At 70.3% G+C, this 24,708-nt stretch carries 27 protein-coding genes; 14 read left to right on the top strand and 13 right to left on the bottom strand.

All coding sequences use genetic code 11. The features are described 5' to 3' along the window. Positions 1-144: 144 nt before the first annotated feature. The gene (gene pepN / locus ACXJJ3_RS01560; RefSeq protein WP_458168016.1) at positions 145-2,601 is read right to left on the bottom strand and encodes an aminopeptidase N; all 2,457 of its coding nucleotides are present in this window, start codon (positions 2,599-2,601) and stop codon (positions 145-147) included. A gap of 35 nt (positions 2,602-2,636) precedes the next feature. Here pepN and ACXJJ3_RS01555 point away from each other — a divergent pair, with 35 nt between their 5' ends. The 3 genes from ACXJJ3_RS01555 to ACXJJ3_RS01545 all read left to right on the top strand — a co-directional run bounded on the left by ACXJJ3_RS01555 (position 2,637) and on the right by ACXJJ3_RS01545 (position 5,088). Further along, a complete protein-coding gene (locus tag ACXJJ3_RS01555) occupies positions 2,637-3,581 on the top strand; it encodes an aldo/keto reductase (RefSeq protein ID WP_458168015.1) in 945 nt (314 codons plus the stop codon). Next, positions 3,578-4,348, top strand: a complete 771-nt coding sequence (locus ACXJJ3_RS01550; RefSeq protein ID WP_458168014.1) for a YaaA family protein — start codon at positions 3,578-3,580, stop codon at positions 4,346-4,348. Before ACXJJ3_RS01555 ends, ACXJJ3_RS01550 begins: the two co-directional genes overlap by 4 nt. A 110-nt stretch (positions 4,349-4,458) precedes the next feature. Then, on the top strand, positions 4,459-5,088 hold the full coding sequence (locus ACXJJ3_RS01545; RefSeq protein WP_458168013.1) for an HNH endonuclease family protein: 630 nt from the start codon (positions 4,459-4,461) through the stop codon (positions 5,086-5,088). Here ACXJJ3_RS01545 and ACXJJ3_RS01540 read toward each other — a convergent pair. Beyond that, on the bottom strand, positions 5,085-6,032 hold the full coding sequence (locus tag ACXJJ3_RS01540; RefSeq protein ID WP_458168012.1) for a helix-turn-helix domain-containing protein: 948 nt from the start codon (positions 6,030-6,032) through the stop codon (positions 5,085-5,087). The genes ACXJJ3_RS01545 and ACXJJ3_RS01540 overlap by 4 nt on opposite strands. A 155-nt stretch (positions 6,033-6,187) precedes the next feature. After that, positions 6,188-7,141 (bottom strand): DUF389 domain-containing protein, encoded by a 954-nt coding sequence (locus ACXJJ3_RS01535; RefSeq protein ID WP_458172010.1) that lies wholly within the window; start codon positions 7,139-7,141, stop codon positions 6,188-6,190. A gap of 97 nt (positions 7,142-7,238) precedes the next feature. Here ACXJJ3_RS01535 and ACXJJ3_RS01530 point away from each other — a divergent pair, with 97 nt between their 5' ends. After that, positions 7,239-8,636 carry an APC family permease gene (locus tag ACXJJ3_RS01530; RefSeq protein WP_458168011.1) on the top strand — a complete coding sequence of 466 codons (1,398 nt, stop codon included), beginning with the start codon at positions 7,239-7,241 and terminating at the stop codon, positions 8,634-8,636. Here ACXJJ3_RS01530 and ACXJJ3_RS01525 read toward each other — a convergent pair. Beyond that, positions 8,578-9,771, bottom strand: coding sequence for a Cmx/CmrA family chloramphenicol efflux MFS transporter (locus ACXJJ3_RS01525; RefSeq protein WP_458168010.1), 1,194 nt, complete (start codon positions 9,769-9,771; stop codon positions 8,578-8,580). The genes ACXJJ3_RS01530 and ACXJJ3_RS01525 overlap by 59 nt on opposite strands. 109 nt (positions 9,772-9,880) lie before the next feature. On the opposite strand from ACXJJ3_RS01525, the gene ACXJJ3_RS01520 reads away from it, so the two are divergent. Beyond that, the gene (locus ACXJJ3_RS01520; protein WP_458168008.1) at positions 9,881-10,489 is read left to right on the top strand and encodes a rhomboid family intramembrane serine protease; all 609 of its coding nucleotides are present in this window, start codon (positions 9,881-9,883) and stop codon (positions 10,487-10,489) included. Here ACXJJ3_RS01520 and ACXJJ3_RS01515 read toward each other — a convergent pair. Further along, positions 10,482-11,402, bottom strand: a complete 921-nt coding sequence (locus ACXJJ3_RS01515; RefSeq protein WP_458168007.1) for a threonine/serine dehydratase — start codon at positions 11,400-11,402, stop codon at positions 10,482-10,484. The two genes, ACXJJ3_RS01520 and ACXJJ3_RS01515, sit on opposite strands and share 8 nt — an antisense overlap. A gap of 51 nt (positions 11,403-11,453) precedes the next feature. Between ACXJJ3_RS01515 and ACXJJ3_RS01510 the strand changes: the two genes are divergently transcribed. Beyond that, entirely contained in the window at positions 11,454-13,334 is a 1,881-nt protein-coding gene (locus ACXJJ3_RS01510; RefSeq protein ID WP_458168006.1) for a propionyl-CoA synthetase, read from the top strand. Here the strand turns inward: ACXJJ3_RS01510 and ACXJJ3_RS01505 are convergent. Continuing rightward, entirely contained in the window at positions 13,299-14,081 is a 783-nt protein-coding gene (locus tag ACXJJ3_RS01505; protein ID WP_458168005.1) for an alpha/beta fold hydrolase, read from the bottom strand. The genes ACXJJ3_RS01510 and ACXJJ3_RS01505 overlap by 36 nt on opposite strands. 17 nt (positions 14,082-14,098) lie before the next feature. On the opposite strand from ACXJJ3_RS01505, the gene ACXJJ3_RS01500 reads away from it, so the two are divergent. Both ACXJJ3_RS01500 and ACXJJ3_RS01495 read left to right on the top strand, forming a co-directional pair. Next, positions 14,099-14,749 carry an SDR family oxidoreductase gene (locus ACXJJ3_RS01500; RefSeq protein ID WP_458168004.1) on the top strand — a complete coding sequence of 217 codons (651 nt, stop codon included), beginning with the start codon at positions 14,099-14,101 and terminating at the stop codon, positions 14,747-14,749. Between the two features lie 32 nt (positions 14,750-14,781). Beyond that, positions 14,782-15,210 carry an OsmC family protein gene (locus ACXJJ3_RS01495; protein WP_458168003.1) on the top strand — a complete coding sequence of 143 codons (429 nt, stop codon included), beginning with the start codon at positions 14,782-14,784 and terminating at the stop codon, positions 15,208-15,210. On the opposite strand, the gene ACXJJ3_RS01490 is transcribed toward ACXJJ3_RS01495, so the two are convergent. The 3 genes from ACXJJ3_RS01490 to ACXJJ3_RS01480 are packed head-to-tail and all read right to left on the bottom strand — an operon-like array spanning position 15,200 to position 17,292. Beyond that, the gene (locus tag ACXJJ3_RS01490) at positions 15,200-15,976 is read right to left on the bottom strand and encodes an SDR family oxidoreductase (protein ID WP_458168002.1); all 777 of its coding nucleotides are present in this window, start codon (positions 15,974-15,976) and stop codon (positions 15,200-15,202) included. The two genes, ACXJJ3_RS01495 and ACXJJ3_RS01490, sit on opposite strands and share 11 nt — an antisense overlap. Further along, positions 15,973-16,812, bottom strand: coding sequence for a hypothetical protein (locus ACXJJ3_RS01485; protein WP_458168001.1), 840 nt, complete (start codon positions 16,810-16,812; stop codon positions 15,973-15,975). Before ACXJJ3_RS01485 ends, ACXJJ3_RS01490 begins: the two co-directional genes overlap by 4 nt. An 18-nt stretch (positions 16,813-16,830) precedes the next feature. Beyond that, complete coding sequence (locus ACXJJ3_RS01480; protein WP_458168000.1) at positions 16,831-17,292, bottom strand: Lrp/AsnC family transcriptional regulator; 462 nt, start codon at positions 17,290-17,292, stop codon at positions 16,831-16,833. 94 nt (positions 17,293-17,386) lie between these two features. Between ACXJJ3_RS01480 and ACXJJ3_RS01475 the strand changes: the two genes are divergently transcribed. Beyond that, entirely contained in the window at positions 17,387-18,208 is an 822-nt protein-coding gene (locus tag ACXJJ3_RS01475; protein ID WP_458167999.1) for an LLM class flavin-dependent oxidoreductase, read from the top strand. Next, positions 18,205-18,630, top strand: a complete 426-nt coding sequence (locus tag ACXJJ3_RS01470) for a nucleoside deaminase (protein WP_458167998.1) — start codon at positions 18,205-18,207, stop codon at positions 18,628-18,630. Before ACXJJ3_RS01475 ends, ACXJJ3_RS01470 begins: the two co-directional genes overlap by 4 nt. Positions 18,631-18,665: 35 nt before the next feature. Here ACXJJ3_RS01470 and ACXJJ3_RS01465 read toward each other — a convergent pair whose 3' ends face one another. Next, on the bottom strand, positions 18,666-19,541 hold the full coding sequence (locus ACXJJ3_RS01465) for an LppU/SCO3897 family protein (protein ID WP_458167997.1): 876 nt from the start codon (positions 19,539-19,541) through the stop codon (positions 18,666-18,668). A gap of 45 nt (positions 19,542-19,586) precedes the next feature. Next, the gene (locus tag ACXJJ3_RS01460) at positions 19,587-20,546 is read right to left on the bottom strand and encodes a helix-turn-helix transcriptional regulator (RefSeq protein ID WP_458167996.1); all 960 of its coding nucleotides are present in this window, start codon (positions 20,544-20,546) and stop codon (positions 19,587-19,589) included. A gap of 66 nt (positions 20,547-20,612) precedes the next feature. Between ACXJJ3_RS01460 and ACXJJ3_RS01455 the strand changes: the two genes are divergently transcribed. The 3 genes from ACXJJ3_RS01455 to ACXJJ3_RS01445 all read left to right on the top strand — a co-directional run bounded on the left by ACXJJ3_RS01455 (position 20,613) and on the right by ACXJJ3_RS01445 (position 22,350). Continuing rightward, entirely contained in the window at positions 20,613-21,452 is an 840-nt protein-coding gene (locus ACXJJ3_RS01455) for a helix-turn-helix transcriptional regulator (protein ID WP_458167994.1), read from the top strand. After that, a complete protein-coding gene (locus tag ACXJJ3_RS01450) occupies positions 21,449-21,739 on the top strand; it encodes a DUF1905 domain-containing protein (RefSeq protein WP_458167993.1) in 291 nt (96 codons plus the stop codon). Before ACXJJ3_RS01455 ends, ACXJJ3_RS01450 begins: the two co-directional genes overlap by 4 nt. A 62-nt stretch (positions 21,740-21,801) precedes the next feature. Then, entirely contained in the window at positions 21,802-22,350 is a 549-nt protein-coding gene (locus ACXJJ3_RS01445) for an isochorismatase family protein (protein ID WP_458167992.1), read from the top strand. A gap of 18 nt (positions 22,351-22,368) precedes the next feature. Here the strand turns inward: ACXJJ3_RS01445 and ACXJJ3_RS01440 are convergent, their stop codons facing one another. Continuing rightward, positions 22,369-23,265: an NmrA family NAD(P)-binding protein gene (locus ACXJJ3_RS01440; RefSeq protein ID WP_458167991.1), complete on the bottom strand. Its 897-nt coding sequence runs from the start codon at positions 23,263-23,265 to the stop codon at positions 22,369-22,371. Positions 23,266-23,334: 69 nt separating this feature from the next. On the opposite strand from ACXJJ3_RS01440, the gene ACXJJ3_RS01435 reads away from it, so the two are divergent. Further along, positions 23,335-24,039, top strand: coding sequence for a TetR/AcrR family transcriptional regulator (locus ACXJJ3_RS01435; RefSeq protein ID WP_458167990.1), 705 nt, complete (start codon positions 23,335-23,337; stop codon positions 24,037-24,039). On the opposite strand, the gene ACXJJ3_RS01430 is transcribed toward ACXJJ3_RS01435, so the two are convergent. Then, positions 23,996-24,697 carry an HAD family hydrolase gene (locus ACXJJ3_RS01430; protein ID WP_458167989.1) on the bottom strand — a complete coding sequence of 234 codons (702 nt, stop codon included), beginning with the start codon at positions 24,695-24,697 and terminating at the stop codon, positions 23,996-23,998. The two genes, ACXJJ3_RS01435 and ACXJJ3_RS01430, sit on opposite strands and share 44 nt — an antisense overlap. Positions 24,698-24,708: the final 11 nt, after the last annotated feature.

Raw genomic sequence — 24,708 nt, 5'->3', positions numbered from 1 at the left:
CTGGGCCTGACCAAGACCGGCGCGCCGTGCCGCCCGGTCATTGTGGAGGTTACGTCACGAAAACACATCTTGCCTGGTCACCAGGGTCCTCCTGGTCACACCAGTCACATTAGTCACAACACGGCGTGACAGCTGACGACGGGGTCAGTCGCCGTACGCCGAACGGACCGAAAGCGCGCGCCTGAGGTCGTCCGCGCTGTCCGCGACCGAGCGCCGGATGCCGGCCGCGACCGACTCGTCGGCGACCAGTCCGGCGGCCAGGTCGGCGACCCGCTGCTCGATCGCGTACCGCGGGAACGCGAGCTTGGCGCTGCTCGCGACGACCCACCCGGAGCGGAGCTTCTCGGTACCGGCGATCTCGGCGAAGTACCGGTCGACGTACCCGGCCGTGAGCTCGGCCTGCGCGGGGTGCCAGAACCCTTCACAGGCGGCGTACAGCTCGTAGTTCGGCAGGTCGGCGTCGGTGCTGATCTGCGCCCAGGCGCGCTCCTTCGCCTCGGCGGTCGGCAGCGCCGCGCGGCAGCGGGTCGCGTGGACGACGCCCTCGGACGAGGAGTCGCGCTGCAGTTCGGCGTCGATCTCGGCCTCGCCGATCGCGCCGAGCCTGGCCAGCTGCAGCGTGACCAGCCAGCGCAGGTCGGCGTCCATCGGCAGGCCGTCCGGTACGCCGTCACCGGCGAGCCACCCCTTCAACCGCTCGACGTCGTCGGTGAACCGCACGAACCCGCGAGCCACCGACAGCTGCACGCCCGTCCCGGCCTCGACGGTCTCCAGCCGCGCCCGCAGTACGTCGGCCAGCTGCCCGCGGTACGGCTCGTACGGCAGGTAGACGCCGAGCAGGTGGCTGACCGACCAGTTCACCAGCGTCCCGACCGCGATGTCGCTGGTCTCGGTCGGCAGCATCCCGAGCACGACGTCGAACCCGGCCTTCGGGTCCAGCTCGGCGTCGGCGACCGCGTCCCGGACACTGTTCAGTACGACGGCCCGCGTGACCCCGTCCTCGATCTTCGGCAGCACGGCCGTGAGGTTCGCGAGGCTGTCGGCGTCGAGCCGGATCTTCGCCCAGCTGTCGTCGCCCGCGTCCGGGATCACCACGGCGACCGACGGGTCGAGGGCGACGTCCACCTCGTCGGCGTCGACCAGGACGGCGACGTCGGTGCGGCGGCCGTCGGCGTCGTACCCGGCGACGGTGAGCTGGTGCGGCCGGGACGCCGGGTACGCCGCGGGTGCCTTGCGGTGCAGCTTGATCCCGTCGGCCGTCCGTACGACGGTGAGCGTGTCGAGGCCGGGGGTCCGCAGCCAGGCCTGGGCCCAGTCGTCGAGCCCGGTCGCGCCGGCCTCGGTCCACTTGCCGACCAGGTCGGCGAAGGTCGCGTTGCCGAACTCGTGGGACTCGATGTGCGCGTTCACGCCGGCCAGGAACACGTCGTCACCGAGGTACGCCGCGAGCTGCTTCAACGTCGCGGCGCCCTTCGCGTACGAGATGCCGTCGAAGTCGTCGAGCGAGGAGGCGGCGTCCTTGACCGCGTCGGCCGCGACAGGGTGCGTCGAGGACCGCTGGTCGGCCTGCAGGCCCCACCATTTGCGCATGTACGCGAAGTCGATCCAGTTGTCGCTGTACCGGGTGGCGGCGGTCGCGACGCGGTGTGCCATGTATTCGGCGAACGACTCGTTCAGCCAGAGGTCGTTCCACCACTTCATCGTCACGGTGTCGCCGAACCACTGGTGCGCCATCTCGTGCACGATGGTCCGGGCCCGCTGGCTGCGCTCGCCGTCGGTCACGGCGGACCGGAACACCATCTGGTCGCGGAACGTCACGCAGCCCGGGTTCTCCATCGCGCCCGCGTTGAACTCCGGCACGAACGCCTGGTGGTACTCGCCGAACGGGTACCGGTAGCCGAACATCCGGTGGTACTCGTCGAAGGACTGCTTGGTCACCTCGAAGATGTCCGCGGCCTCGCGGTCCAGCGCGTCCTTGAGCGACTGCCGCGACACGACGCTGAGGTTGATCCCGTCGTGCGCGTCGGTGACCTGGTGGTACGGCCCGGCGACCACGGTGACGAAGTACGTCGACAGCGGCTTGGTCTCGGCCAGCTCCCAGCGGCCGGGGGAGACCTGGGTGGACGCGCCGTTGCCGAGCACGAGCCACTCCTCCGGGGCCGTGACCTTGAGCCGGTACGGCGCCTTGAGATCGGGCTGGTCGAAGCAGGCGAAGATCCGCGGGCCGGCGTCCAAGAACGCCATCGCGTACGTGTACGCGAGACCGTCGGCGGCGTCGACCGCGCGGTGCAGGCCCTCGCCGTCGTGCGAGTACGCCATCGTGGCGACGACGACGAGCTCGTTCGCGGCCTGCAGGCCGGTCAGCTCGAGCCGTCCGTCGTTCAGGCCGGCGACGTCGACGGACGAGCCGTTGAGGGTCACCGAGACCAGCGCGTCGGGTTTCACGTCCACCCAACTGCTCGGTTCGGTGGCCGTGAACCGGATCGTCGTGGTGGATCCGAACGTCCGCTCGCCCTGGGTGAGGTCGAGGTCGACGTCGTACGACTGGACGGAGAGCGCGGCGGCCCGAGTGCGGGCGCCGTCGACGGTGAGACTCGGCATGAGGGCCACTGTATGCGGTGACTAGGCTGAGCCCCATGGGCAATATGGAGTACCGCCAACTGGGTGACTCGGGTCTGACCGTCAGCGTCGTCGGACTGGGCTGCAACAACTTCGGACGGCGGCTGGACGCGGGCCGGACCGAGGCCGTCGTGAACGCCGCGGTCGACGCCGGCATCACGCTGTTCGACACCGCGGACATCTACCGCGGCGAGCACGGGTTCAGCGAGGAGCTGCTCGGCAAGGCGCTCGGGTCGCGCCGCGACGAGGTCGTGATCGCGACCAAGTTCGGCGGCGACATGGGCGGCGTGAACGGCCCGGACTGGGGCGTCCGCGGCTCCCGGCGGTACATCCGCAAGGCGGTCGAGTCCAGCCTGCAGCGGCTCGGCACCGACTGGATCGACCTGTACCAGCTGCACTTCCCGGACCCGGTCACGCCGATCGAGGAAACGCTGGCGGCCCTGTCCGAACTGGTTGCCGAGGGCAAGGTGCGGTACATCGGCAGCTCGCAGTTCGCGGGCTGGCAGGTGGTGGACGCGGACTGGACGGCCCGGTCGAACGGCCTGGAGCACTTCGTCAGCGCCCAGAACCAGTACTCGCTGCTCGAACGCGACGTCGAGGACGAACTGGTGCCGGCCTGCGAGCACCTCGGGATCGGCATCCTGCCCTTCTTCCCGCTCGCGTCGGGTCTGCTGTCCGGCAAGTACAAGCGCGGTACGTCGGCGCCCGAGGGCAGCCGCCTCGCGACGCAGCCGGAGCGGCTGGCGCGGGCGGACTTCGACAAGCTCGAGGCGCTGGACACGTTCGCGGCCGAGCGCGGCCTGACGATGATCGACGTGGCGATCGGCGGCCTGGCCGCACAGCCCGCGGTCGCGTCGGTGATCGCCGGTGCGACCCGGCCGGAGCAGATCGCGCAGAACGTCGCCGCCGGCACCTGGGACCCGACCCCGGCCGACCTCGCGACGCTGGACGAGCTGACGTGACCCTGATTCTCCTGCCGCCGTCCGAAGGCAAGACCGGACGGTCGCGCGGCCGTGCCGTCGACCTGGAGACGCTGTCCTTCCCGGAGCTGAACCCGGTCCGCGAGCAGGTCCTCGACACGCTGGCGAAGGTGTCCGCCTCCGCCGACGCGCACGACGTCCTGGAGGTCGGCGCGTCGCTGCAGCACGAGGTCGAGCGCAACACCCGCTGGCGCACCGAGCCGTCCGTCCCGGTCTCCGAGCTGTACTCCGGCGTCCTGTACGACGCGCTGTCCTACGCCACGCTGTCGGCCGGTACGAAGCGCCGCGCCGCGAACCGGCTGCTCGTCGTCTCGGCCGCCTGGGGCGCACTCCGCCCGGCCGACCGGGTCCCGCCGTACCGGCTCTCGATGGGTACGACGCTGCCCGGCCACGGCCCGCTGGCGTCGGTGTGGCGCGAGCCGCTGAACGCGGTCCTGAAGGACGTCGACGGGGTGATCGTCGACTGCCGGTCCTCGACGTACGTCGCGGCGTGGCGTCCGAGCGGCCCGCAGGCGGACAAGTGGGTGTCGGTGAACGTGGTCCGCGAGCGGGACGGCGTACGGACGGTCGTCTCGCACAACGCCAAGCACACCCGCGGTCTGGTCGCCCGGCACTTGCTTGAGTCCGGCAAGGACCCGGGGACCGCGAAATCGCTGCACAAGCTGGTCAATGACCGATGGAATGCCGAACTCGAGCGCTCCAGCAGCTCAGGAGCGGGCTGGACCCTCACCGTCGTGGAACACGACTGACGTTCACTCGACTGTAACTGGTGAGTGGTTTCCCACGCTGGGTGATCAGGGAAGGCTGAAGGCGGCAACGTCAGGGGGATATCCGCCCCACCCCATCGGAGGCCTGACCAATGCGACGCATCAGTACGTTCCTGATCACCACCGTGGCCGCGACCGCGGCCCTTGCCCTCAGCACCGGCCCGGTGATGGCGACCCCGCCGACCCCGCCGTCGGCGAGCACCGCCGCCACCGAGCTGGCGAGCCTGACCGTGAAGGCGGAGGGCACGACCACCGGCTACAGCCGGGACAAGTTCCCGCACTGGATCAACCAGTCCGGTACCTGCGACACCCGCGAGGAGGTCCTGAAGCGCGACGGGACCGGTGTGCAGGTCGACAGCAGCTGCAAGCCGACCTCGGGCAGCTGGTACAGCGTGTACGACAAGCAGACGTTCACGAACTCCTCGGACGTCGACATCGACCACATCGTCCCGCTCGCCGAGGCTTGGAAGTCCGGCGCCAGCGGCTGGACGCAGGCGAAGCGTCAGGAGTTCGCGAACAACCTGACGATCTCGCAGCTGATCGCGGTGTCCGCGTCGAGCAACCGCTCGAAGAGCGACAAGGACCCGTCCGAGTGGCAGCCGCCGAACACCGCGGTGCACTGCCTGTACGCGCGGTACTGGATCTGGGTGAAGTACACCTACAAGCTGTCGCTGCAGTCGAGCGAGAAGACCGCGCTGCAGGGCATGCTCGCGACCTGCTAGTCCTCGAGAAGGTGGCGGCGCTGGGCGTGGATGCCGGCCTGGAAACGGGTCCGCGCGCCCAGCGTATCCATCAGCTCGGCCACCCGGCGGCCGACGGTCCGGCTGCTCAGTGCGAGCTGCCGCGCGATCGCGTCGTCCTTGAACCCGGCCGCGAGCAGCGTCATCAGCCGCGCGTCGGTCGGGTCCGCCTTCGCCGCCGGGACTACCGGTACGGCCTGGTCCCAGAGCAGCCAGAACATCTCCATCAGCGCGTCCAGCAGCGCACACGGATGGACGACGAGAGCACTGTCGACCAACTGGTCCACGGACAGCGGCAGCAGCGCGATCTTCCCGTCGAACACGGCCAGCTTCATCGGCACCTGCGGGTGCACCCGTGAGGTCTCGCCCGCGTCGGCCGCGCTGAACGCCTCGTCGACGCCGCCCGGGATGTCGAGCGAGTCGGGGGAGTAGATGCCGTGCACGACGACTCCCTCGCCGAGCAGCCCACGGACCGTGCTGTCGGATTCGTCGGCCTGCGCGGCGTACGGCGGCCGGTCGAGGACGAGGAGCTGGTTCCGGGTCCCGTTCAGCAGCTGCGTGAACCGGGCCGCGATCGCCTCCTGCCCGACGATGACCTCGACGAGGTTCTCCGGCCGGTACCGCTCCTGCGTGCTGAGCTCGGACAACAACACCCGGGCCTCGGCGCGGACCCGGTCGAGCTCGGCCCGCCGTACGGCGACCAGCGCGTCGACCGCGACGTCCGGGCGGGTCGGCAGCAGCCGGACCGGGTCGTCCGACGTACTCGTGAGCAGCCCGAGCTTCTCGAGGCGCTCGACGGTGGCGACCACGTCCTGCCGGTCCCGCCCGAGGCGGTCGGCGAGCTGCTGGATCTCGCAGCCCGGCGCCGACAACAGCGCCCGGTAGGCCTCCTCGTCGGACGGCTCCACCCCCACGGACTCCAGCATCCGATCAGGCTATCTCGTTCCCCGGACGGCCTCGACCGGTTTGGCGACTTCACGTCATGGCTGAGATACGTCAGTCCCCGAACGGGTGCACGACCCCCTCGGGTGGGGTAAATCTGACGTGCCGGGCGCGCGCGGACCGGACAGGGGACGCCCGGTCAAGCCTCAACGCGCGCGCCCGTCCTGCGCTTGACCCTCAGGTAACCGCGCCACACCAGGCGCTGCAGCATCAGCGTCAGTACGCCGGCCACCGTCATACCGGCCAGGTTGATCCCGAGCTGCGCCGCGGACCCCCCGATCTGGTGCGGCGCCCAGAGCGCGAGCGACAACGCCAGATCGCCCGCGGCCGGGACCGTGGTGACCGAGATGAACACGCCGACCAGCGCGTTCCCGCGGCCGGCCGTCTGCGACAGCACCCCGGCGCAGCCAGCCAGTACGGCGACCACCGCCGACCACTTGTCCGGCCGCCAGATGAATCCGGTCAACGGCCGCGCGGCCGTCACGTCGCTCGTATCCACCCAGCCGACCGCCCGCGCCAGCAACGCCGCGATCGCGGTCAGGACAATCGCCAGTACAAAACCCTTGACGAGCAGGACGAACGACGCGCGTGTCAGCCCGCGCTTGCGCAGGAACAACCCGACGGCGAGCGCCGCGACCACCCCGAACTCCGGGCCGACCACCATCGCGCCGACGACCAGGATCGCGGAGTCGGTGACGACGGCGACCGAGGCGATCATCGTCGCCAGCGTCAGGAACGCGTAGTACACCCACGAGCCGCCGGCCTCGTTGTACGCCTGGTCGACGACCGCGTCCCAGATCACCGCGTCGTCGGGTGCGCCGGGCGCGGCCTTCTCCGCGGCCTGGGCGTTCCGCGACGGGGCCGAGTCGACGGCCGTCAGCGCGACGGCGCCGTCCTCGTACAGGCCCTCGGTGCGCAGGAAGCCGAGGACGTCGGAGGTCGCCTCGCGGGTCACGTCGCACTCGACCACGTCACCGTCCGGACGGTGCGCCGCGCCGGGCAGCCGCACGATGCTGGTGACCCGCGGGTCGGCGACCAACGTGTCCAGGACGAGTTCGCTGCGCTCCGGCGGGACGATCAGGCGTAGGTGCATCACGGGCGACATGATGCCGCAACCCGCGCGTTCCCGGTTCTCAGTTGGCTCTCAGATGCGACCATGGATGTCACGCATCCGATCTCCGGGAGGCACGATGAGTGACGCTGCCGTGGTCGAACGTCCCGAACTCAAGCGGGTGATGGGGCCTGGCCTGCTGCTGTTGTTCGTGGTGGGGGACATCCTCGGGACCGGCGTGTACGCGCTGACCGGGAAGGTCGCCGGTGAGGTCGGCGGGGCGGTGTGGCTGCCGTTCCTGTGTGCGTTCGTGGTCGCGATGCTGACCGCGACCAGTTACCTCGAGCTCGTCACGAAGTACCCGAAGGCCGGTGGTGCGGCGGTCTACACGCACAAGGCGTTCGGGATCCACTTCCTGACATTCCTGCTCACCTTTGCGGTGATGTGCTCGGGGCTGACGTCGGCGTCGAGCGCGTCGAAGGCGTTCGCGGCGAACTTCTTCTCCGCGGTGCACCTCGACCCGGATCGTGGCGCGCTGCTGATGATCACCGCGCTCGGCTTCATGACGCTGATCGCGCTGGTGAACCTGCGCGGCGTCGGCGAGAGCGTGAAGGCGAACGTCGTCCTGACCTGTGTCGAGCTCAGCGGGCTGCTGATCGTGATCGGCGTCGGCGCCTGGGCGCTGATCGGCGGTGACGGCGACACCTCGCGGCTGACCGACTTCCACGTCCCGGAGGGCGAGTCGCCGTTCGGTGCGGTGACCGCGGCGACCGCGCTGGCGTTCTTCGCGATGGTCGGGTTCGAGGACTCGGTGAACATGGCCGAGGAGACCAAGGACCCGGTCCGGATCTTCCCGCGGATGATGCTGATCGGGCTGAGCATCACCGGCGTCATCTACGTCCTGGTCGCGATCTCCGCGGTCGCGCTGGTCCCGCCGGACGAGCTGAACAAGGGTGCGACGCCGCTGCTGAAGGTCGTCCAGGCCGGTGCTCCCGGGTTCCCGCTGGAGGTGTTCGCGTGGATCACGATGTTCGCGGTGGCGAACTCGGCGCTGATCAACATGCTGATGGCGAGCCGCCTGCTGTACGGGATGTCGCACGAGCGCGTGCTGCCCGGACCGCTCGGGCGGGTGCTGCACAAGCGGCGGACGCCGTACATCGCGATCCTGTTCACCACGCTGCTGGCGTTCTTCCTGATCGGGTACGCCGACCTCGCGGCCCTCGGCGGTACGACGGCGTTCCTGCTGCTGTGCGTGTTCGCGGTCGTGAACGTCGCGGTGCTGGTGCTGCGCCGGGACAGGGTCGAGCACAAGCACTTCCACGCACCGACCGCGCTGCCGATCGTGGGCGTCGTACTGTGCGTGTACTTGGCCAGCCCGTTGTCCGGGCGGGACTCGGCGGACTACAAGATCGCCGGGTGGCTGATGCTCGTCGGCGTCGGGCTGTGGGCGCTGACCTGGCTGCTGAACAAGTACGTGTTCAAGCGGCGCGCCGACTTCGATCCGACGCACCTCGATCAGCAGGGTCCGGTGAACTGACCAGCGCCGCGACCAGCACGGTCGCGAGCGCGGCGAGCCCGGTCGCGACCGCGATCCAGCCGAGTGTGCGGTAGTCCGCGCCGGCGGCGAGCGCGAGGCCGCCGAGCCACGGGCCGGCGGTGATGCCGACGTTGAACGCGGAGAAGTTCGTCGCGGTGGCGAGCGTGGGCGCGTCCCCGGCGAGGGTGAAGACGCGGGCGTTCAGTGCCGGATTCGCGCCGAAGCCGAAGGCGCCCAGGAAGACGATGACGGCGACCGCCAGGACGGCGACGTGGGCGGTGAGCGCCAGTACGGCGGACAGCGTGATGAGGCCGGTGATGCAGATGAACAGGGTGTGGAACGGGAGGGCGTCCGCGAAACGGCCGCCGACGGTGATCCCGATGAAGGAGCCAAGGCCGTAGAGCGCGAGCACGCCCGGGACCGCGGCCGGCGGGAGGTGGGTGGTCTGCGTCAGCAGCGGGGCCAGGTAGCTGAAGACGACGAGGATCGTCGCGGTGACCAGCGCGGTGGTGGCGAAGGCCAGCCACAAACGGGTGTTGCGCAGGGCGCGGAGTTCCTTGCGGAGGCGTGGGGCGGTCGCGGGGTCGGGGCGTCCGGCCGGGACGGTGGTGACGACGCCGGCCATCGCGAGCACGCACAGCCCGGCGACGGTCCAGAACGCCGACTGCCAGCCGAGGTGCTGGCCGAGGACGGTGCCGAGCGGCAGGCCGATGATGGTGGCAATCGTGAGTCCGCCGGTGACCACGCTCATCGCGCGGGCGCGGGCGTTCGACGGGACCAGCGCCACGACCGTGACCGCGGCGACCGACCAGAACCCGGCGTACACGAACGCGCCGACGATCCTGGTCGCGAGCAGTACGGCGTAGCTGGTCGTCAGCGCGCCCGCGACATGGGTGACCACGAAGACCGCGAGGAAGAGCAGCAGCGCCGTACGCCGGGACCAGGTGAGCGTGACGACCGCGAGCACCGGGGCGCCGACGAGCATGCCGGCGGCGAACGCGGAGATCAGCAGGCCGGCTTGCGGGATCGTGACGTGCAGGTCCGCGGCCAGCTCCGGGAGCAGGCCGGCCAGCATCAACTCCGACGTCCCCTGCGCGAAGATGCTCAGGCCCAGGACGTAGACGGCGATCGGCATCGTTCCCCCTCACTCGACGAGTGCCACTCGCAGTATCGCAGACGTCACGTTCTGCTGTCGCCGCGCCTGTCAAGGCCTGAGACTTGGCCGGATGCGGCATCGTGGGGGTATGAGCTACCAGACTCCGGCGAAGCGGACCGGACGGAGCGTGGACACCGCCAAGGTCGGCGGTGGCCTGAAGCTGCTCGGCGTCCTTGTCGGGCTGATGTGGCTGATCGAGGTCATCGACACCGCGACGAACGGTGCGCTCAACCACTACGGGATCATCTCGCGGCAGGCGCGCGGCCTGGTCGGGATCCTGACCTCGCCGTTCCTGCACATGGGGTTCGGGCACCTGATCTCGAACACGCTGCCGCTGGTCACGCTCGGTGCGCTGATCGCGGTCGGCGGCGCGGCCCGGTTGTTCCAGGTGACCGCGATCGTGACGGTGCTCGGTGGGTTCGGGACCTGGCTGATCTCACCGCCGAACGTGATCACGATCGGCGCGAGCGGCCTGGTGTTCGGGTATGCGTCGTACCTGATCGTGCGGGGGCTGTTCAACCGGCGGATCGGCCAGGTGCTGATCGGCATCGTGGTGATCATGGTCTGGGGCAGCGCGCTGCTGACCAGCCTGCTGCCGCAGGACGGGATCTCCTGGCAGGGTCACCTGTGCGGCGGGATCGCGGGGCTGATCGCGGCCTGGGTGCTGTCGGACGACCGGCAGACCCGTACTACATAAGCGTGCTCGGGTCGGTGTTCGCTCCGCAGACGACCACCACGACCCGCTCGCCGTCGGCCGGTGTGTAGGCGCCGGAGGCAAGGGCCGCCCAGGCGACGGCGCCGCCGTGTTCGGTGGCCAGATGGTACGTCGCCCAGAGTTGTTTGCGGGCGGCAACGATCGAGTCGTCGTCGACCAGGACGGACCGCACGTGATGGCGCTGGACCGCCTGGAAGGCGAGGTCCCCCAGGCGGCGGGCGCCCAGGGAGTCCGCGGCTACTCCGCCGACGGCGCCGTCCGTCGGCTGCTGTGCGTGGAGGGCGCGGTTCATGGTGGGAGCGAGTGCCGGCTCCACGCCGATGACCTGGGCGTGGTCACCGATCGCGGTGGCGATGCCGCCGATCAGGCCGCCACCTCCGACCGCGACCAGGACCGTGTCGAAGCCGTAGACCTGTTCGAGGAGCTCCAGCCCGACCGTGCCCTGCCCTGCGAGGATCTCCGGCTGGTCGTACGCGTGCACCAGCAGCGCACCGGACTCGCCTTGCGCCTGCAGCGCCGCCTGGTACGCCTCGGCGTACTCGCGTCCGACCTGGACGACGTCCGCGCCGAGCGTCTGCAGCTTGCCGAGCTTCGCGGCCGGGGTGGTCTCGGGGACGAAGATCCGGGCCGGTACGCCGAGTTCGCGCGCGGCGTACGCGGCCGCGAGCCCGTGGTTCCCGCCGGACGCGGCGACGATGCCGGTACCGCCGAGCTCGCCGTTCTCCTTCGCGGTCAGCAATCGGTTGAAGGCGCCGCGCGGCTTGAACGACCCGGTGTGCTGCAGCAGTTCGAGCTTGAACGTGAGACCCGGCGCCACCTCGATCACCGGGGTCCGGTGAACCCGGCCGGCGATCCGCTGCGCGGCCTGCTGGACGTCGTCGGCACTTACCGTCATGGCTCAACCCTGCCACGATGGGGAACAGCCGACGGTTGGGAGGCCCTGCCCATGGGCGCGTACGACGAGAGTTATCGCCGGAGCCTGGACGACCCGCACGGGTTCTGGCTGGAAGCGGCCGAGGCGATCTCCTGGACGCGGCCGCCGGCCCGGGCCCTCGACGCGAGTGCCGCGCCGATCTTCCGGTGGTTCCCGGACGGCGAGCTCAACACGGCGTACAACGCGCTCGACCGGCACGTCGAGGCCGGCCACGGCGACCGGACCGCGCTCATCTACGACTCGCCCGTGACCGGTAGCTCGGCCAGCCTCACGTACGCCGAGCTGCGCGACGAGGTCGCGCGGTTCGCCGGCGCGCTGAAGTCCCTCGGTGTCGGCAAGGGCGATCGGGTGATCGTCTACATGCCGATGATCCCGGAGGCGGTCGTCGCGATGCTCGCCTGCGCCCGTCTCGGCGCGATCCACTCGGTGGTCTTCGGCGGCTTCGCCCCGCGCGAGCTCGCGGCCCGGATCGAGGACGCCGGCCCGAAGGTGATCGTGGCCGCGTCCTGCGGGATCGAGCCGTCCCGGGTGGTCGAGTACAAGCCGATCATCGACGAGGCGCTGACGATCTCGTCGCACCAGCCCGACCACACGATCGTCTTCCAGCGGCCGCAAGCCGAAGCGCAACTCGGGGAGCGGGACCTCGACTGGTCCTCCTTGGTGGCCGAGCCGGCCGACCCGGTGCCGGTCGCGGCCACCGACCCGCTCTACATCCTCTACACCTCCGGTACGACGGGACGCCCGAAAGGCGTGGTCCGTGACAACGGCGGGCACGCGGTCGCGCTCGCCTGGACGATGCGGAACGTGTACGACATCGGCCCGGGCGACGTGTGGTGGACCGCCTCCGACGTCGGCTGGGTCGTCGGCCACTCGTACATCGTCTACGCGCCGCTGCTGGTCGGCGCGGCCACGGTCCTGTACGAGGGCAAGCCGGTCGGTACGCCGGACGCCGGCGCGTTCTGGCGGGTGATCTCGGAGCACGGCGCGAAGGCGCTGTTCACCGCGCCGACCGCGATCCGGGCGATCAAGAAGGTTGATCCCGAGGCGGCCGAGCTGGCGAAGTACCCGATGGACACGTTCCGGACGCTGTTCCTCGCGGGGGAGCGGCTCGACCCGGAGACGTACCACTGGGCGCACGACCACCTCGACGTACCCGTGGTCGACCACTGGTGGCAGACCGAGACCGGCTGGCCGATCGCCGCGAACCCCCGCGGGCTCGAGCCGCTGCCGACCAAGCCGGGCTCGGCGACCGTGCCGATGCCGGGCTGGAACGTGCAGATCCTCGACATGTACGGCAAAGAACTGCTGCCGCACGAGGAGGGCTCGATCGCGATCAAGCTGCCGCTGCCGCCCGGCGCGCTGCCGACGCTGTGGGGCGACGACCAGCGCTACATCGACAGCTACCTCAAGGAGTACGACGGCTACTACCTGACCGGGGACGGCGGCTACATCGACGACGACGGCTACATCTTCGTGATGGGCCGCACCGACGACGTGATCAACGTGGCCGGCCACCGGCTGTCGACCGGTTCGATCGAGGCCGTCGTGGCGGCCAACCCGGCGATTGCCGAGTGCGCGGTGATCGGCGTGCACGACGCGTTGAAGGGCCAGCTGCCGCGAGCGCTCGTCGTACTCAAGGCCGGCGCGACGGTGACCGAGGACGTACTGCGGGACGAACTGGTCGCCGCGGTACGCCGGGAGATCGGCCCGGTGGCGGCGTTCCGCGACGTGTCGGTGGTGGACGCGCTGCCGAAGACCCGCTCCGGGAAGATCCTCCGCCGGACGATGCGCGGGATCGCCGACGGCCGCGACGAACCGGTGCCGTCGACGATCGAGGACGCCGGCGTACTGGCCGCGCTACGGCCGGTGCTGCGCGGCGCCCAGGAAGGCTAGGACGGCCGGGTTCGCGACGTCGCGGAACTCGTGGAAGTAAGCGTGCCGGGCGCCCTCGATCAGCTCGGCGCGCGCGTTCGGGATCCGGCCGGCCAGGAGCTGCGCGTTCGCGACCGGGCTGAAGACGTCGTCGGTGCCGTGCAGGATCAGCGTCGGCGCCTGGATCTTCGGGAGCTGGTCCCAGGCATCGTGCTTGTTGCTCGCGACCAGGTGACGGCCCTTGGCGTACGGCGGCATGGTCTTGTCGCCGAGGACGTAGTACGGGCCTGGGTTGTTCTCGATCCAAGCCGGTGTGTACATGAGGTCGAGCAGGACGCTGTCGGTCTTCGCCGGGTCCGCGAGTGCCTTGCGGATCGCTTGGCTGCGTTCGTGACCGTGGGCGGCGCCGGGGGAGGTGCAGCCGAGTACGAGCTTGTCGACTCGCTCCGGGGCGTCGGCGGCGAGCCATTGCGCGACGCGTCCGCCCATCGAGGTCCCGTAGATGTTGGCGGTGTCGAGCCCGAGCGCGTCCAGTACGGCGACCACGTCCTGCGCGAAGCCTCGGGTGCTGTACACCTCGTCGGGCTTGTCGCTGTCGCCGGTGCCTCGCCAGTCGAGCGTGATCAGCCGGTGTCCGTGGAAGTCGTCGAGGATCGGATCCCACCAGGTGTGGTTGTTCGCCTGACCGGCGAGCAGCACAAGTGGTTGCCCCTCGCCACGAACTTGGTAGGCGATCCGTGTCCCGTCGATGGTTGCTGCGTATGGCACGGAGATAGTGTGCAGGTATGCGAGTCGTGATTGCGGGTGGACACGGACAGATCGCGCTGCGCCTGACCCGGCTGCTGAGCGCGGACGGGCACGAGGTCGTCGGGATCGTACGGAACCCGGACCACGAGACCGACCTCACCGCGGCCGGCGGGCGGGCCGCGGTCCTCGACCTCGAGCAGGCCGACACGGCGGCGGTGGCCGACGTACTGCGGGGTGCCGACGTCGCGATCTTCGCGGCGGGCGCGGGCCCGGGCAGCGGGAACGCCCGGAAGGACACCGTCGACCGCGGAGCGGCCGCGCTGTTCGCGGACGCCGCCGAGCAGGCCGGCGTACGGCGGCACATCCAGGTCGGCTCGATGGGTGCGGACCGGGCGGACTCGCTCACCGACGACGCGACGTTCACCGTCTATCTGAAGGCGAAGTGGGCGGCCGAGGAGGACCTGCGGGCCCGCGACCTCGACTGGACGGTCCTGCGGCCGGGCGGGCTGACCGACGACCCGGGCACCGGCACGGTCCACCTCGCCGACAAGACCGGGAACGGCCGGATCACCCGGGACGACGTCGCGCTGGTGCTGGCCGGTCTCTGCGACACTCCGGCCGCGATCGGCCGCACCCTTGAACTCGTGGCCGGCGACAGCCCGGTCCGCGACGCCCTGCAGAACCTCTAACGTTGCCACAAGCAACAGAATGTGACGGGACGATGGCAGACACACTCCGCCAGGTCAGCTTCGAACGGCTGGCGAACAGCAGCTACGAGGTGAAGAACGCCCGCGGCGGCAGCATCCGGGTCGGCTCCGGCGGCGCGGACACCGACTTCACCCCGGTCGAGCTGCTGCTGGCCGCGATCGGCACCTGCTCGGCGATCGACGTCGACATCGTGGTCAGCCGGCGCGCCGAGCCGACCGAGTTCAGCGCGGTGGTCAAGGGCGACAAGATCCGGGACGCCGACGAGGGCAACCGGATGCAGAACCTGGCGATCGAGTTCACCGTCCACTTCCCCGACGGCGAGGACGGCGACAAGGCCCGCGAGGCGCTCCCGCGCGCGGTGAAGATGTCCCACGACCGGCTGTGCACGGTCAGCCGTACGGTTGAGCTCGGCACTCCGGTGACCACCACGGTCAACGACTGAGGAACTCCGACGGCGCTCGGAGCCGGGTCTGCAGGAGGTCTTGGGTCCTGCTGCTGTCGAGGCGGATGTCCGACGGGGCGCCTGGTTCGGACGGGAGCGCGTCGGGGTCGAGGTTGTCCCGGCGGGCGATCAGGCGGCCGAGTTCGTGGCGGCTGAGTGGTTCGGGGCCGGCGACGTGGGTGATTCCTCGGACGTCGAGGACCAGTAGTTCGAGCAGGGCCGACGCCAGGTCGGTGACGTGGATCGGGCAGCGGACGTTGGCGGTGTAGAACGTGCCGGGTTCGCCGGCCGCGAGGCGTCGTACCCGGCGTTCTTCTTCCGAGGTGCCGTCCGATCCGACGATCAGCGACGTCCGGGCGATGACCGCGTCCGGGCGCAGCGCGCGGACGGCGGTCTCGGCGGCTGCCTTCGCGGCGCCGTACGGCGTGGTCGGGCAGGGTGGCTCGGACTCGTCGTACGGCGTGGCGCGGGAGCCGAACACGGCGTCGGTCGACACGAACACCAGCCGGACGCCTTCGGCCGCGAGCGCCACGTTGGCGGCGCCGGTCGCGGTCGTCGCCCACTCGTTCTGCTTGTACGCGGTGTGGATGATCCCGTCCGGCGCGACCTCCCGGATCACCGCGCGGACCTGATCGGGACGCCGTACGTCGAGCTGTACTCCGCCCGGCACGACCTGCGAGTGGTACGCCGGGACGACCTCGTGGGCCGCGACGCGCACGAGTTCGCGCCCCAGGAGTCCTGCGGCGCCGGTGACAAGCAGCCTCACATGACAACCCTATGGCGTTCGAGCCGCCAGCCGGCGGTCCGCGTGGCGCGCTTCACCTCCGCCACGGTCCGGATCTTGCGCGGCGACTTCCACGCCTGCGACGGCTTGTGCAACATCCAGCCGTCCCCGATCGTCAGCCCGGCATGCTCGACGAGCCCCGCCGCGTTCCGCCACACGAACACCGTGCCCGGTACGTCGTCCTTCCCGCCGCGCTCGGTGTGCGCCGCGAGCCACTCCTCGAACGGCTCACGCACCATCCACACGTGCTCGGCCCCCTCGACCCCGGACGCCGCCATCACCGTCCCGAAACAGTTCGGCCCACTCCCGTCCGCGAACGTGCCGGCCAGCTCCCGCACCCGCGGCAACTGGCGCGGCCACCTGCGCACCTCGGCATGGCGGCTCGGCCCCATGCCCTCGCTGACGATCTCCGGCAGCACCGCCTTCGGATCGCCCAGCAACGACTTCCACCACACGAACCGATGCCCGTCCGCCTGCTGCCTGAGCTCTGATCCGGCAACACCCGCCCACCGACGCACCGTCGGCACGGAGCCCCGCCCGTGGTTCACCTGCGCCCGCACCAGCGCGGCACGTGTCGCCTGCGGCAGCTCGTCGTACGCCGCCTCGCTCAGCCAGGCCGTCCGCGCAGCCTTCGGGTCGATCGCGTAGATCCAGTACGTGTCGCGGTCCTCGCGGCTCGGCTCACGGTCGTCGGTGGTGAGCTTCCAGGTCCTGGCCTGCTTGGGCGTGAGGAAGAACGGCTGCTCGTCCGGCGCGAGCCAGTGAACCCAGTGGTCGAGCAGGTCGGCGGAGACGGGGATACCGAGGACGGTCAGCATCGGGCCACGCTCTCATCCTCAGGGCTGTTCGGTCACCGGCTTTTGCGGGCCGCGGTACCGCTGCGTCTGCGAGTAGACGAGGTTGGTCGTCGTACTGCCGAAGTCGGTCAGCTCGTTGACCAGCTGTTCGAGGTGCGGCATCGAGGCGGCGGCCACCTTCAGCGTGTAGCAGTCGTCGCCGGTGGTCCGCAGGCACTCGAGGATCTCGCCGCGCTCGGCGAGCAGCCGGCGCAGCGGCTCGTGCTTGTTCCCGGGGTACTTCAGCCGGACGACGGCCAGCACCGGGTAGCCGACCTTCGTCAGGTCGACCTCGGCACGGTAGCCGGTGATCACGCCGATCGACTCCAGCCGCCGGACCCGCTCGGTGGTCGCGGACGCGCTCAGGCTCACCCGGCGGCCGAGCTCGGTGAGGGACAGCCGCGCGTCGGCCTGCAGCTCGCCGAGGATCGCCCAGTCGGTCGCATCGAGAGTCTCGGTCATCCGGCCAATCTACCGGTGATTCCACGGCGCCGACGGTCGTACGCCGGGAGGAATCTCTTCAAGTGCGGGCGTCCGCCTGGATAGCCTGAACGGCATGGAACTCGGGGTGAACGTGCCGAACTTCGGGCCGGGGACGAACCCGGCCCGGCTGCGCGACTGGGCCAGGATCGTCGAAGGGCTCGGATACGACCTGCTGATGGTCTCCGACCACGTCGTGATCACGCCGGACGTCGCCGAGCAGTACCCGGAGCCGTTCTACGAGCCGTTCACCACGCTCAGCTGGCTGGCCGGGATCACCGACCGGATCCGGCTCGGCACCACGGTGCTGATCGCGCCGTACCGGCATCCGTTGCTGACGGCAAGGATGACGGCGAACCTGGACGCGCTCAGCGGCGGCCGGCTGGTGCTCGGCGTCGGGGCCGGGTGGGCGCGGCAGGAGTTCGAGGCGCTCGGCGCGGACCATGCCGCGCGCGGCCGGCTGACGGACGAGGTGCTCGCGGAACTGCAGGGGATGGTCCCGCTGTGGGTCGGCGGCAGCAGTCCGCCGGCGCTCCGGCGGACCGTGCGGTACGCCGACGCGTGGCACCCGCTGCGGCAGACTGTTCCCGAGCTCCGGGCCGGTCTCACCCGGATGCAGGCGCTCGCGGAACAGCTGGACCGGCCGGTGCCCGGGTTCGCGCCGCGGATCCTGCTCCGGCTGACCGGGGACCCGCTGCCGGACGGTGATCGGATCGCGGGCGAGGGATCGGTCGACCAGGTGCTGCACGACCTCGCCGTACTGCGGGAGCTCGGCGCCGGGAGCGTCGTCCTCGACCCGTTCGTCGGCGATCCCGCGGAGACCGAGCGTCCGGAGACGGCGTGGCAGGCGTTGGCAACGATTGCGGAGAACTATCGCGAGAACTGGAGAACGACGTGACACCTGAAGCAGAGGAATTCCTGCGCCGCGCGATCGCGCTGGCCACGGCGTCGCGGGAGGGCGGCGACCCGCCGTTCGGCTCGCTGCTGGTCGGCCCGGACGGCGACGTACTGGCGGAGGACCACAACACGACGATCAGCGAGGGCAACATCAGCTACCACCCGGAGCTGAAGCTGGCGGTGTGGGCGGCGCAGCACCTGACGCCCGAGGTGGCGGCCGGGACGACCATGTACACGAGCTGCCAGCCGTGCGAGATGTGCTCGGGCGCGCTGGCGCGATCCGGGCTCGGCAAGGTCGTGTTCGCGCTGTCGGGCGAGCAGTTGAACGGTCTCAAGACGACGGGCAACTTCACCGGCGTACCGCTCGAAGGGCCTGCGCTGTACGACGAGGCGAAGGCCGCCGTCGACGGGTACTACAGCTGAGGAGCGGGGTCCCGGCGACGGGGACCCCGCCTCACTCACTTCACCTTCGCCAGGCAGAGCGTGTAGTTCGCCTTCTCGTCGACGTACGTCGCGTCGGCGTTGTCACCGCACTGGCTCTCGTCGGTGGAGTTGAGCTTGTCGATCACCCGGTACTCGGCGTCGGACGAGCTGCAGTCGACGACCTTCACGTCCGGGACGCTCGACGTGCCCTTGTTCACCACGCAGGCGCCGACCTGGGCCTTGTTCTCGACCGAGTTCAGGTTCGCGAACACGATCAGCGCGATCACGGCGATCGGCAGCAGCAGACCGAGGATCGCCGGGCGCTGGAACAGCGGCTTGCCCGGGTTCATCGGCCGGCCCGGACCGGGCGTCGGCTCCGGCAGGCTCTTGAACTTCTGCATCGGGCCGATGTTCATCAGCATCGTGATCGGGTTGATGATCGACGAACCGATGCCCCACCAGCCCTGCCACAGGCTCTTCGAGGTCATGTCGCGCACGGAGGCCATGCCGCACGTCCGGCAGAACGGGCCCTGCAGCTTGAGGAAACGCATCAGGATGATGAGGCCCTGGTGGCCGCGGACGGTCGCCTGCACCGCCGGGTACCCGCCGCAGAACCGGCAGATCATCTGCTCTTGCGGCCCGTTGTACTGCGGGAACGACTGGGCTTGCTGCTGGCCTTGCTGGTACTGGCCGTACTGCGGGGCCTGCTGGCCGGCGTACTGCTGCTGGTACGGCCCGGGCTGACCCTGGTATTGCGGGGCGCCGCCGTACTGCTGGCCTTGCTGCTGGTCCTGCGGGCGGTCCTGCGGGCCGGGCTGGCCGTACTGCGGGAACTGCTGCGGTGGCGGACCGTAGCCGTCCGGCTGACCTGCGTACGGGCCCTGCGGCGGCTGGGGAGGGGATGTGGTCACGAATGGTTCCTGAGGCTTGATCGGGTCACGCTGAACCATGGCACCTTACTCACCCAGGTGGTCCACCGAGGCATACCGGTTCGTCAATTCCCGGCCAAGACGGGCCAGCTCCGCCTGCACCGACGGCGGATCCACGACCTCGATCGACCCACCCCAGCCGGCCAGGTGCTGCGCGATCATCAACGGCGTCGGCGCGGTGACCCGGACCCGCACCCGGTCGCCGACCGTTCCGTCGACCTCGCAGTGCCGGCCGAGCCGGTCCTGCATCACCCACACGAACCGCTCGTCCATCAGCACTGTTGCCGTCAGCCCCGATCGGCGTTCCTCCATCCGCTCGACGATCTCGGCCCACGCCGATGACAGTTCGAAGCCGGCTGGTCGCTCGAAGGAGTCACCGGTCGGCTCGGCGCCGGCGATCCGGTCGACGCGGAACGTCCGCCGGCCGTCGTCGGTGTCTGCGATCAGGTACCAGACGTCGTCCTTGTCGACGAGTCCGAGCGGGTCGACGGTGCGTTCCGACGGTTCGCGGCCACGGCCGGAGTAGACCAATCGGACCCGTTCCCGGCGTACGACGGCGTCCTGCAGGCGGCGGACCTGCTCGGGACGCTCCTTGACGTGCTCGCCCCAGCGGGCCGGGTCGATGACGACCGCCTCGGCAGCGGCCTGCGCGTGTTCCCGGAAGGTGCCGGGCAGCGCGCGGACCAGCTTGCGGAGCGCGGCCTTCGCGTCCGGGGCGATCGACGCGGCCGGACCGACGAGCAGGAACAACGCCTGCGCCTCGGTCGCGGACAGGCCGCTCAGATCGGTCCGGGCACCGCCGACGAGTTGCCAGCCGCCGTTCCGGCCGGGCTGTGGATAGACCGGGATGCCGGCGGTGGACAACGCCTCGAGATCGCGGCGCGCGGTGGCCACCGAGATCTCCAGCTCGGTCGCGACCTCCGCCGCGGTCACCCTGCCGCGTGCCTGCATCAGCAACAGCACCGCCACCAACCGATCCGCCCGCACGCGTCGATCCTGCCAGACTGGGTTAGTCTCGGATCCGGACGGTCTTCTTCCGGAATGTGGTGGACGATGGCGTACGACGTGAGCCCGATCCTGCGCGAGGCCGACATCCCGATCGAGTCCCTGCGCGGCCCGTACGGCGGGTACCGGGTCGGCCGCGGGCTCCGGCTGCCGCCGCTGATGTTCACCACCACCGAGGCGCTCGGCCTGGTGATGGCCGTCCTCGAAGGCCCCCGCGGTACGGCGGACCCGGTCGAGACCGCGCTCGGCAAGATCATCCGGGTACTGCCCGAGGCGGTCGCCCGGTCGACCGACGCGGTCCGGCGGGTCAGCGCCCGCGGGCCCGATCCCGGCGTACGGACGCCCGATCCGGAGATCACCGCGTCGCTGGTCGCGCAGAGCGCCGAGCACCGGCGGATCACCATCCACTACCGGCGTCATCAGAGCGAGTTCCCGATGGACGTCGACCCGTGGGCGGTCGTGGTACGCCGGGGCCGCTGGTATCTGCTGTGCTGGTCGCATACGAAGGACGCCCAGCGGGTGCTGCGCGTCGACAAGATCACCCGTGTGGAAGCGCAGCCGACGTCGTTCGACCCGCCGGCCGACCTGGATCCGCTGGCGATGGTCGAGGAGCATCTGGCGATGGGCTGGAAGTACCCGATCGAGGTCGAGATCGACGCGCCGCGTGCGGACACCACCTGCTGGATCGCGCGCAGCATGGGGCGGCTCGAACCGATCGACGACACCCACACCCGGCTGCTCGCCAGCACCGACGAGCCGACCTGGTACGCGGCCCAGCTGACCGCGATCCAGGCGCCGTACCGCATCCTCGCCAGCCCCGAGCTGCAAGCCGCCTCGCGCTCCTTGGCCCAGCGCCTCCTCGCCGCCAGCACTCTGGGAGAGAAGTGAACGAGATCGAGTTCGAAGGTGAGATCTGGTATTGGCGCGGTCCGGCGCCGTGGTATTTCGTGACGGTGCCCGAGGAGGAGTGCGGGTACTTCGAGGCCGAGGCCGGGCAGGTGTCCTACGGGTGGGGGATGATCCCGGTGACCGCGGAGATCGGCGGGAGCGTGTGGGCGACCTCGATGTTCCCGAAGGACGGGCAGTACGTCCTCCCGGTGAAGGCCGCGGTCCGGCGGGCGGAGGATCTGGACGACGGCGACGTCCCGACGGTCCGGCTGCGGTTGCGGACGTGACGAGAACTGTCGGCGGGGGTCGCTAGCGTTCCGTCGTACAACCCGAGAGGAAGGAGCAGCGCATGTCCACGCTGCCCGAGCGGCCGAACACGGCCTTGTTGGTGGTCGACGTCCAGACCGGTGTCGTCGCCGAAGCGCACGAGCGCGACCAGGTCGTCGCGAACATCTCCACGTTGGTCGGCAAGGCCCGCGCCGGGGGAGTTCCGGTCGTGTGGGTCCAGCACTCCAGCGACAACCTCGTAAAGGACAGCGACGAGTGGCAACTGGTGCCCGAGCTGTCCCGCGACGACTCGGAGGCACTGGTCCACAAGACGTACCCGGACTCCTTCGAAGCGACCGACCTGGAGCAGGTCCTCGCCGCCGCGGGCATCGGACATCTCGTGGTCAGCGGCGCCCAGACGGACGAGTGCATCCGCTCGACGATCCACGGCGCGATGGTCCGCGGCTACGACGTCACGCTGGTCGGCGACGCGCACACGACCGAGGACCTGTCCGAGTGGGGCGCGCCGACGCCCGACAAGGTCATCGCGCACACGAACCTGTACTGGGGAGAACACCGCGCCCCGGGCCGCGCGGCAGCGGTCAAGAAGACCGACGAGGTCAGCTTCTGACCCGGGAGGCGCCGGGCCTCAGGTAGTGCGGAGGGGGCCGGCGAGGAGGGCGGTGGTGCCGGACTCGGCGAGCCAGTCAGCCAACGTGCGGAGGCCGGGGTGGATCACCCGGAGCGCCTCGATGTCGGCGTGCCAGCGTTGGCCGTCGATCCAGCGGCGACGGGTTTCGGCGATCTCCACGTTGAGCGCCGCAGCGTCGTCATGGGTGAGCTGCTCGTAGCGCAGGGCAACTCCGGCCGCCTCGGCGATCGCTGCGACGGCCTCGACGGGCGTGAGCTCGTCACCGGCCAGCTCCAGCGTCCGTCCGGCGTACCGCTCCGGCTGCTCGAACGCCAGTGCCGCGAACTCCGCGATGTCCTCCAGCGCGATGATCTGGACCGGCTCGTCCGGCGGGAACAGATGCCGGTGCACCCCGTCGACGAACCCCTCGAGACCTAGCCCGGGGCGCGCCAGATAGTTCGTCATGAACCGCACCGGCCGCAGCACGGTGACCACCGGGATGTGTTCCCGCAAGTACTCCTCCGTTCGCCGTTTCCCCGGCGCCGCAAACGCATCCCCGGAAGTCGACGCAACACCGGTGAACACCACCTGCCGCACGCCCACAGCCGCCGCGGCATCAGCCACCGCACGCCCCCGGGCAAACTCCAGCTCCGGATTGCTCCCGTCCGGCCCGAAAGCGACCGGCGGTACGGCGAACAACCCGCCGGCCCCCTCCAACGCAGGCGCCAGCGTGGACGGCTCGTCGAAGTCCGCGATCGCCAACTCGGCACCTGCTGCCGCCAGCGCTTCAGCGGCAGGCGCGGACTTGTCCCGCACCAGCGCCCGTACCTTCCATCCACCCGCCAGTAGACGGCGAGCGGTGGCTCCACCTTGATTCCCTGTCGCTCCGGTGACCACGACGGTTGAACTTCTCATGGCTTCCTCTCGTTGGCATCTGGAATACTTCAACCCGGTTGAGCCTGGGCGTACAAGGGGTTTCGTGACATGACTGCACTGATCAACGGTGGCGATCGGGCCGATGCACGACGCAACCGGGCCAAGGTGCTGACCGCCGCCGGCGAGGCGTTCGCGGCGGACGGCCTGGACGTCCCGCTGGGGGAGATCGCCCGCCGCGCCGGAGTCGGCACCGGTACCGTCTACCGCCACTTCCCGACGAAGCAGGCCCTCCTGGAAGCGGTGTTCGTCCAGCACCTCGACAGGCTGGTCGCCGCCGGCGAACGGCTGATGGCACAACTTCCACCGACCCAGGCACTCTTCGCATTTCTCCAAGAAGTCGTGGAGAAGACAGACAAAGGCGGCCACATCTGCGACGTCGTCGCAGGCGACTCCAGTTGGCCACACCCGATGCTCACCGCGTCCGTGCAACGCTTCCGTCAGGCCCTGACCGCGCTGCTGCACGCCGCGCAGAGATCCGGCGGCGTCCGCCGCGACCTGGACCCCGACGACGTCGTCGCGCTCACCGTCGGATGTGCCGCGATCCTGCGCGGCCGCCACGACCGGTCAGCCGGCCAGAGCCTGGTTCGCCTCGTCCTCGACAGCCTGCGCCCGGCTGTCACGGAACAACCCTTTCGTGACGACCGTTGTGAGCAGTGCGGCGCCGGCCTCCCGCTCCGGTCGACCGGCCGGCCGGCCCGCTACTGCGGCGCTACGTGCCGGCAACGCGCTCGACGTCGCCGTCTCGCAGGCTGAAGCCCAGCACCTCGGTCAACGCCCGGATGCGCGGTACGTCGGCCTGTGCGTGCGCGTTCTTCCGATCGATCAGTACCGCGTGGATCCCGGCTGCCTGCGCGCCGCGGATGTCGTTCTCGAGCGAGTCGCCGACCATCAGGACCTGGTCGGCGACCGCGCCGACACGGTCCAGCGCGTAGGCGAACGCCCGGGGATCCGGCTTGGTCGCGGGCAGGTCGTCGCCGGTGATCAGCTCGTCGACCTCCGCGGTCAACCCCATCCGTTCGAGCTTGTACGTCTGGTGCGCCGTATTGCCGTTCGTCAGGACGACCGCGCCGAGTCCGGCCCCGCGGACGGCCCGCAGCGCCGGTACGGCGTCGTCGTACACGGCCCAGCCGGCCTCGTACCGGCGGACGTAGTTCTCGAAGATCTCGTCCGCCTCGGCGTCGGTCGCCTGCACGCCGAGGAACTCCCGGACGCGCAACCGCCGCTGCTCCGGGAACGTCAGCTCGCGCCGCAGGTGCCGGCGGTAGTGCTTGTCCGAGATCGCCGCCCAGGTCGAGGCGAGCTCCGGCCCGGCCACGCCGTACTCGGCCGCCCAGACCACGACCGCCGCCGCGGCCGCCGACTCGTGGTCGACGAGCGTTCCGTCGAGGTCGAACAGCACCGTGGTGAGCATCCGACGATGGT

It is taken from the genome of Kribbella sp. WER1 (genome assembly GCF_054189145.1).
This window is presented reverse-complemented; position numbering and strand designations above follow the sequence as displayed.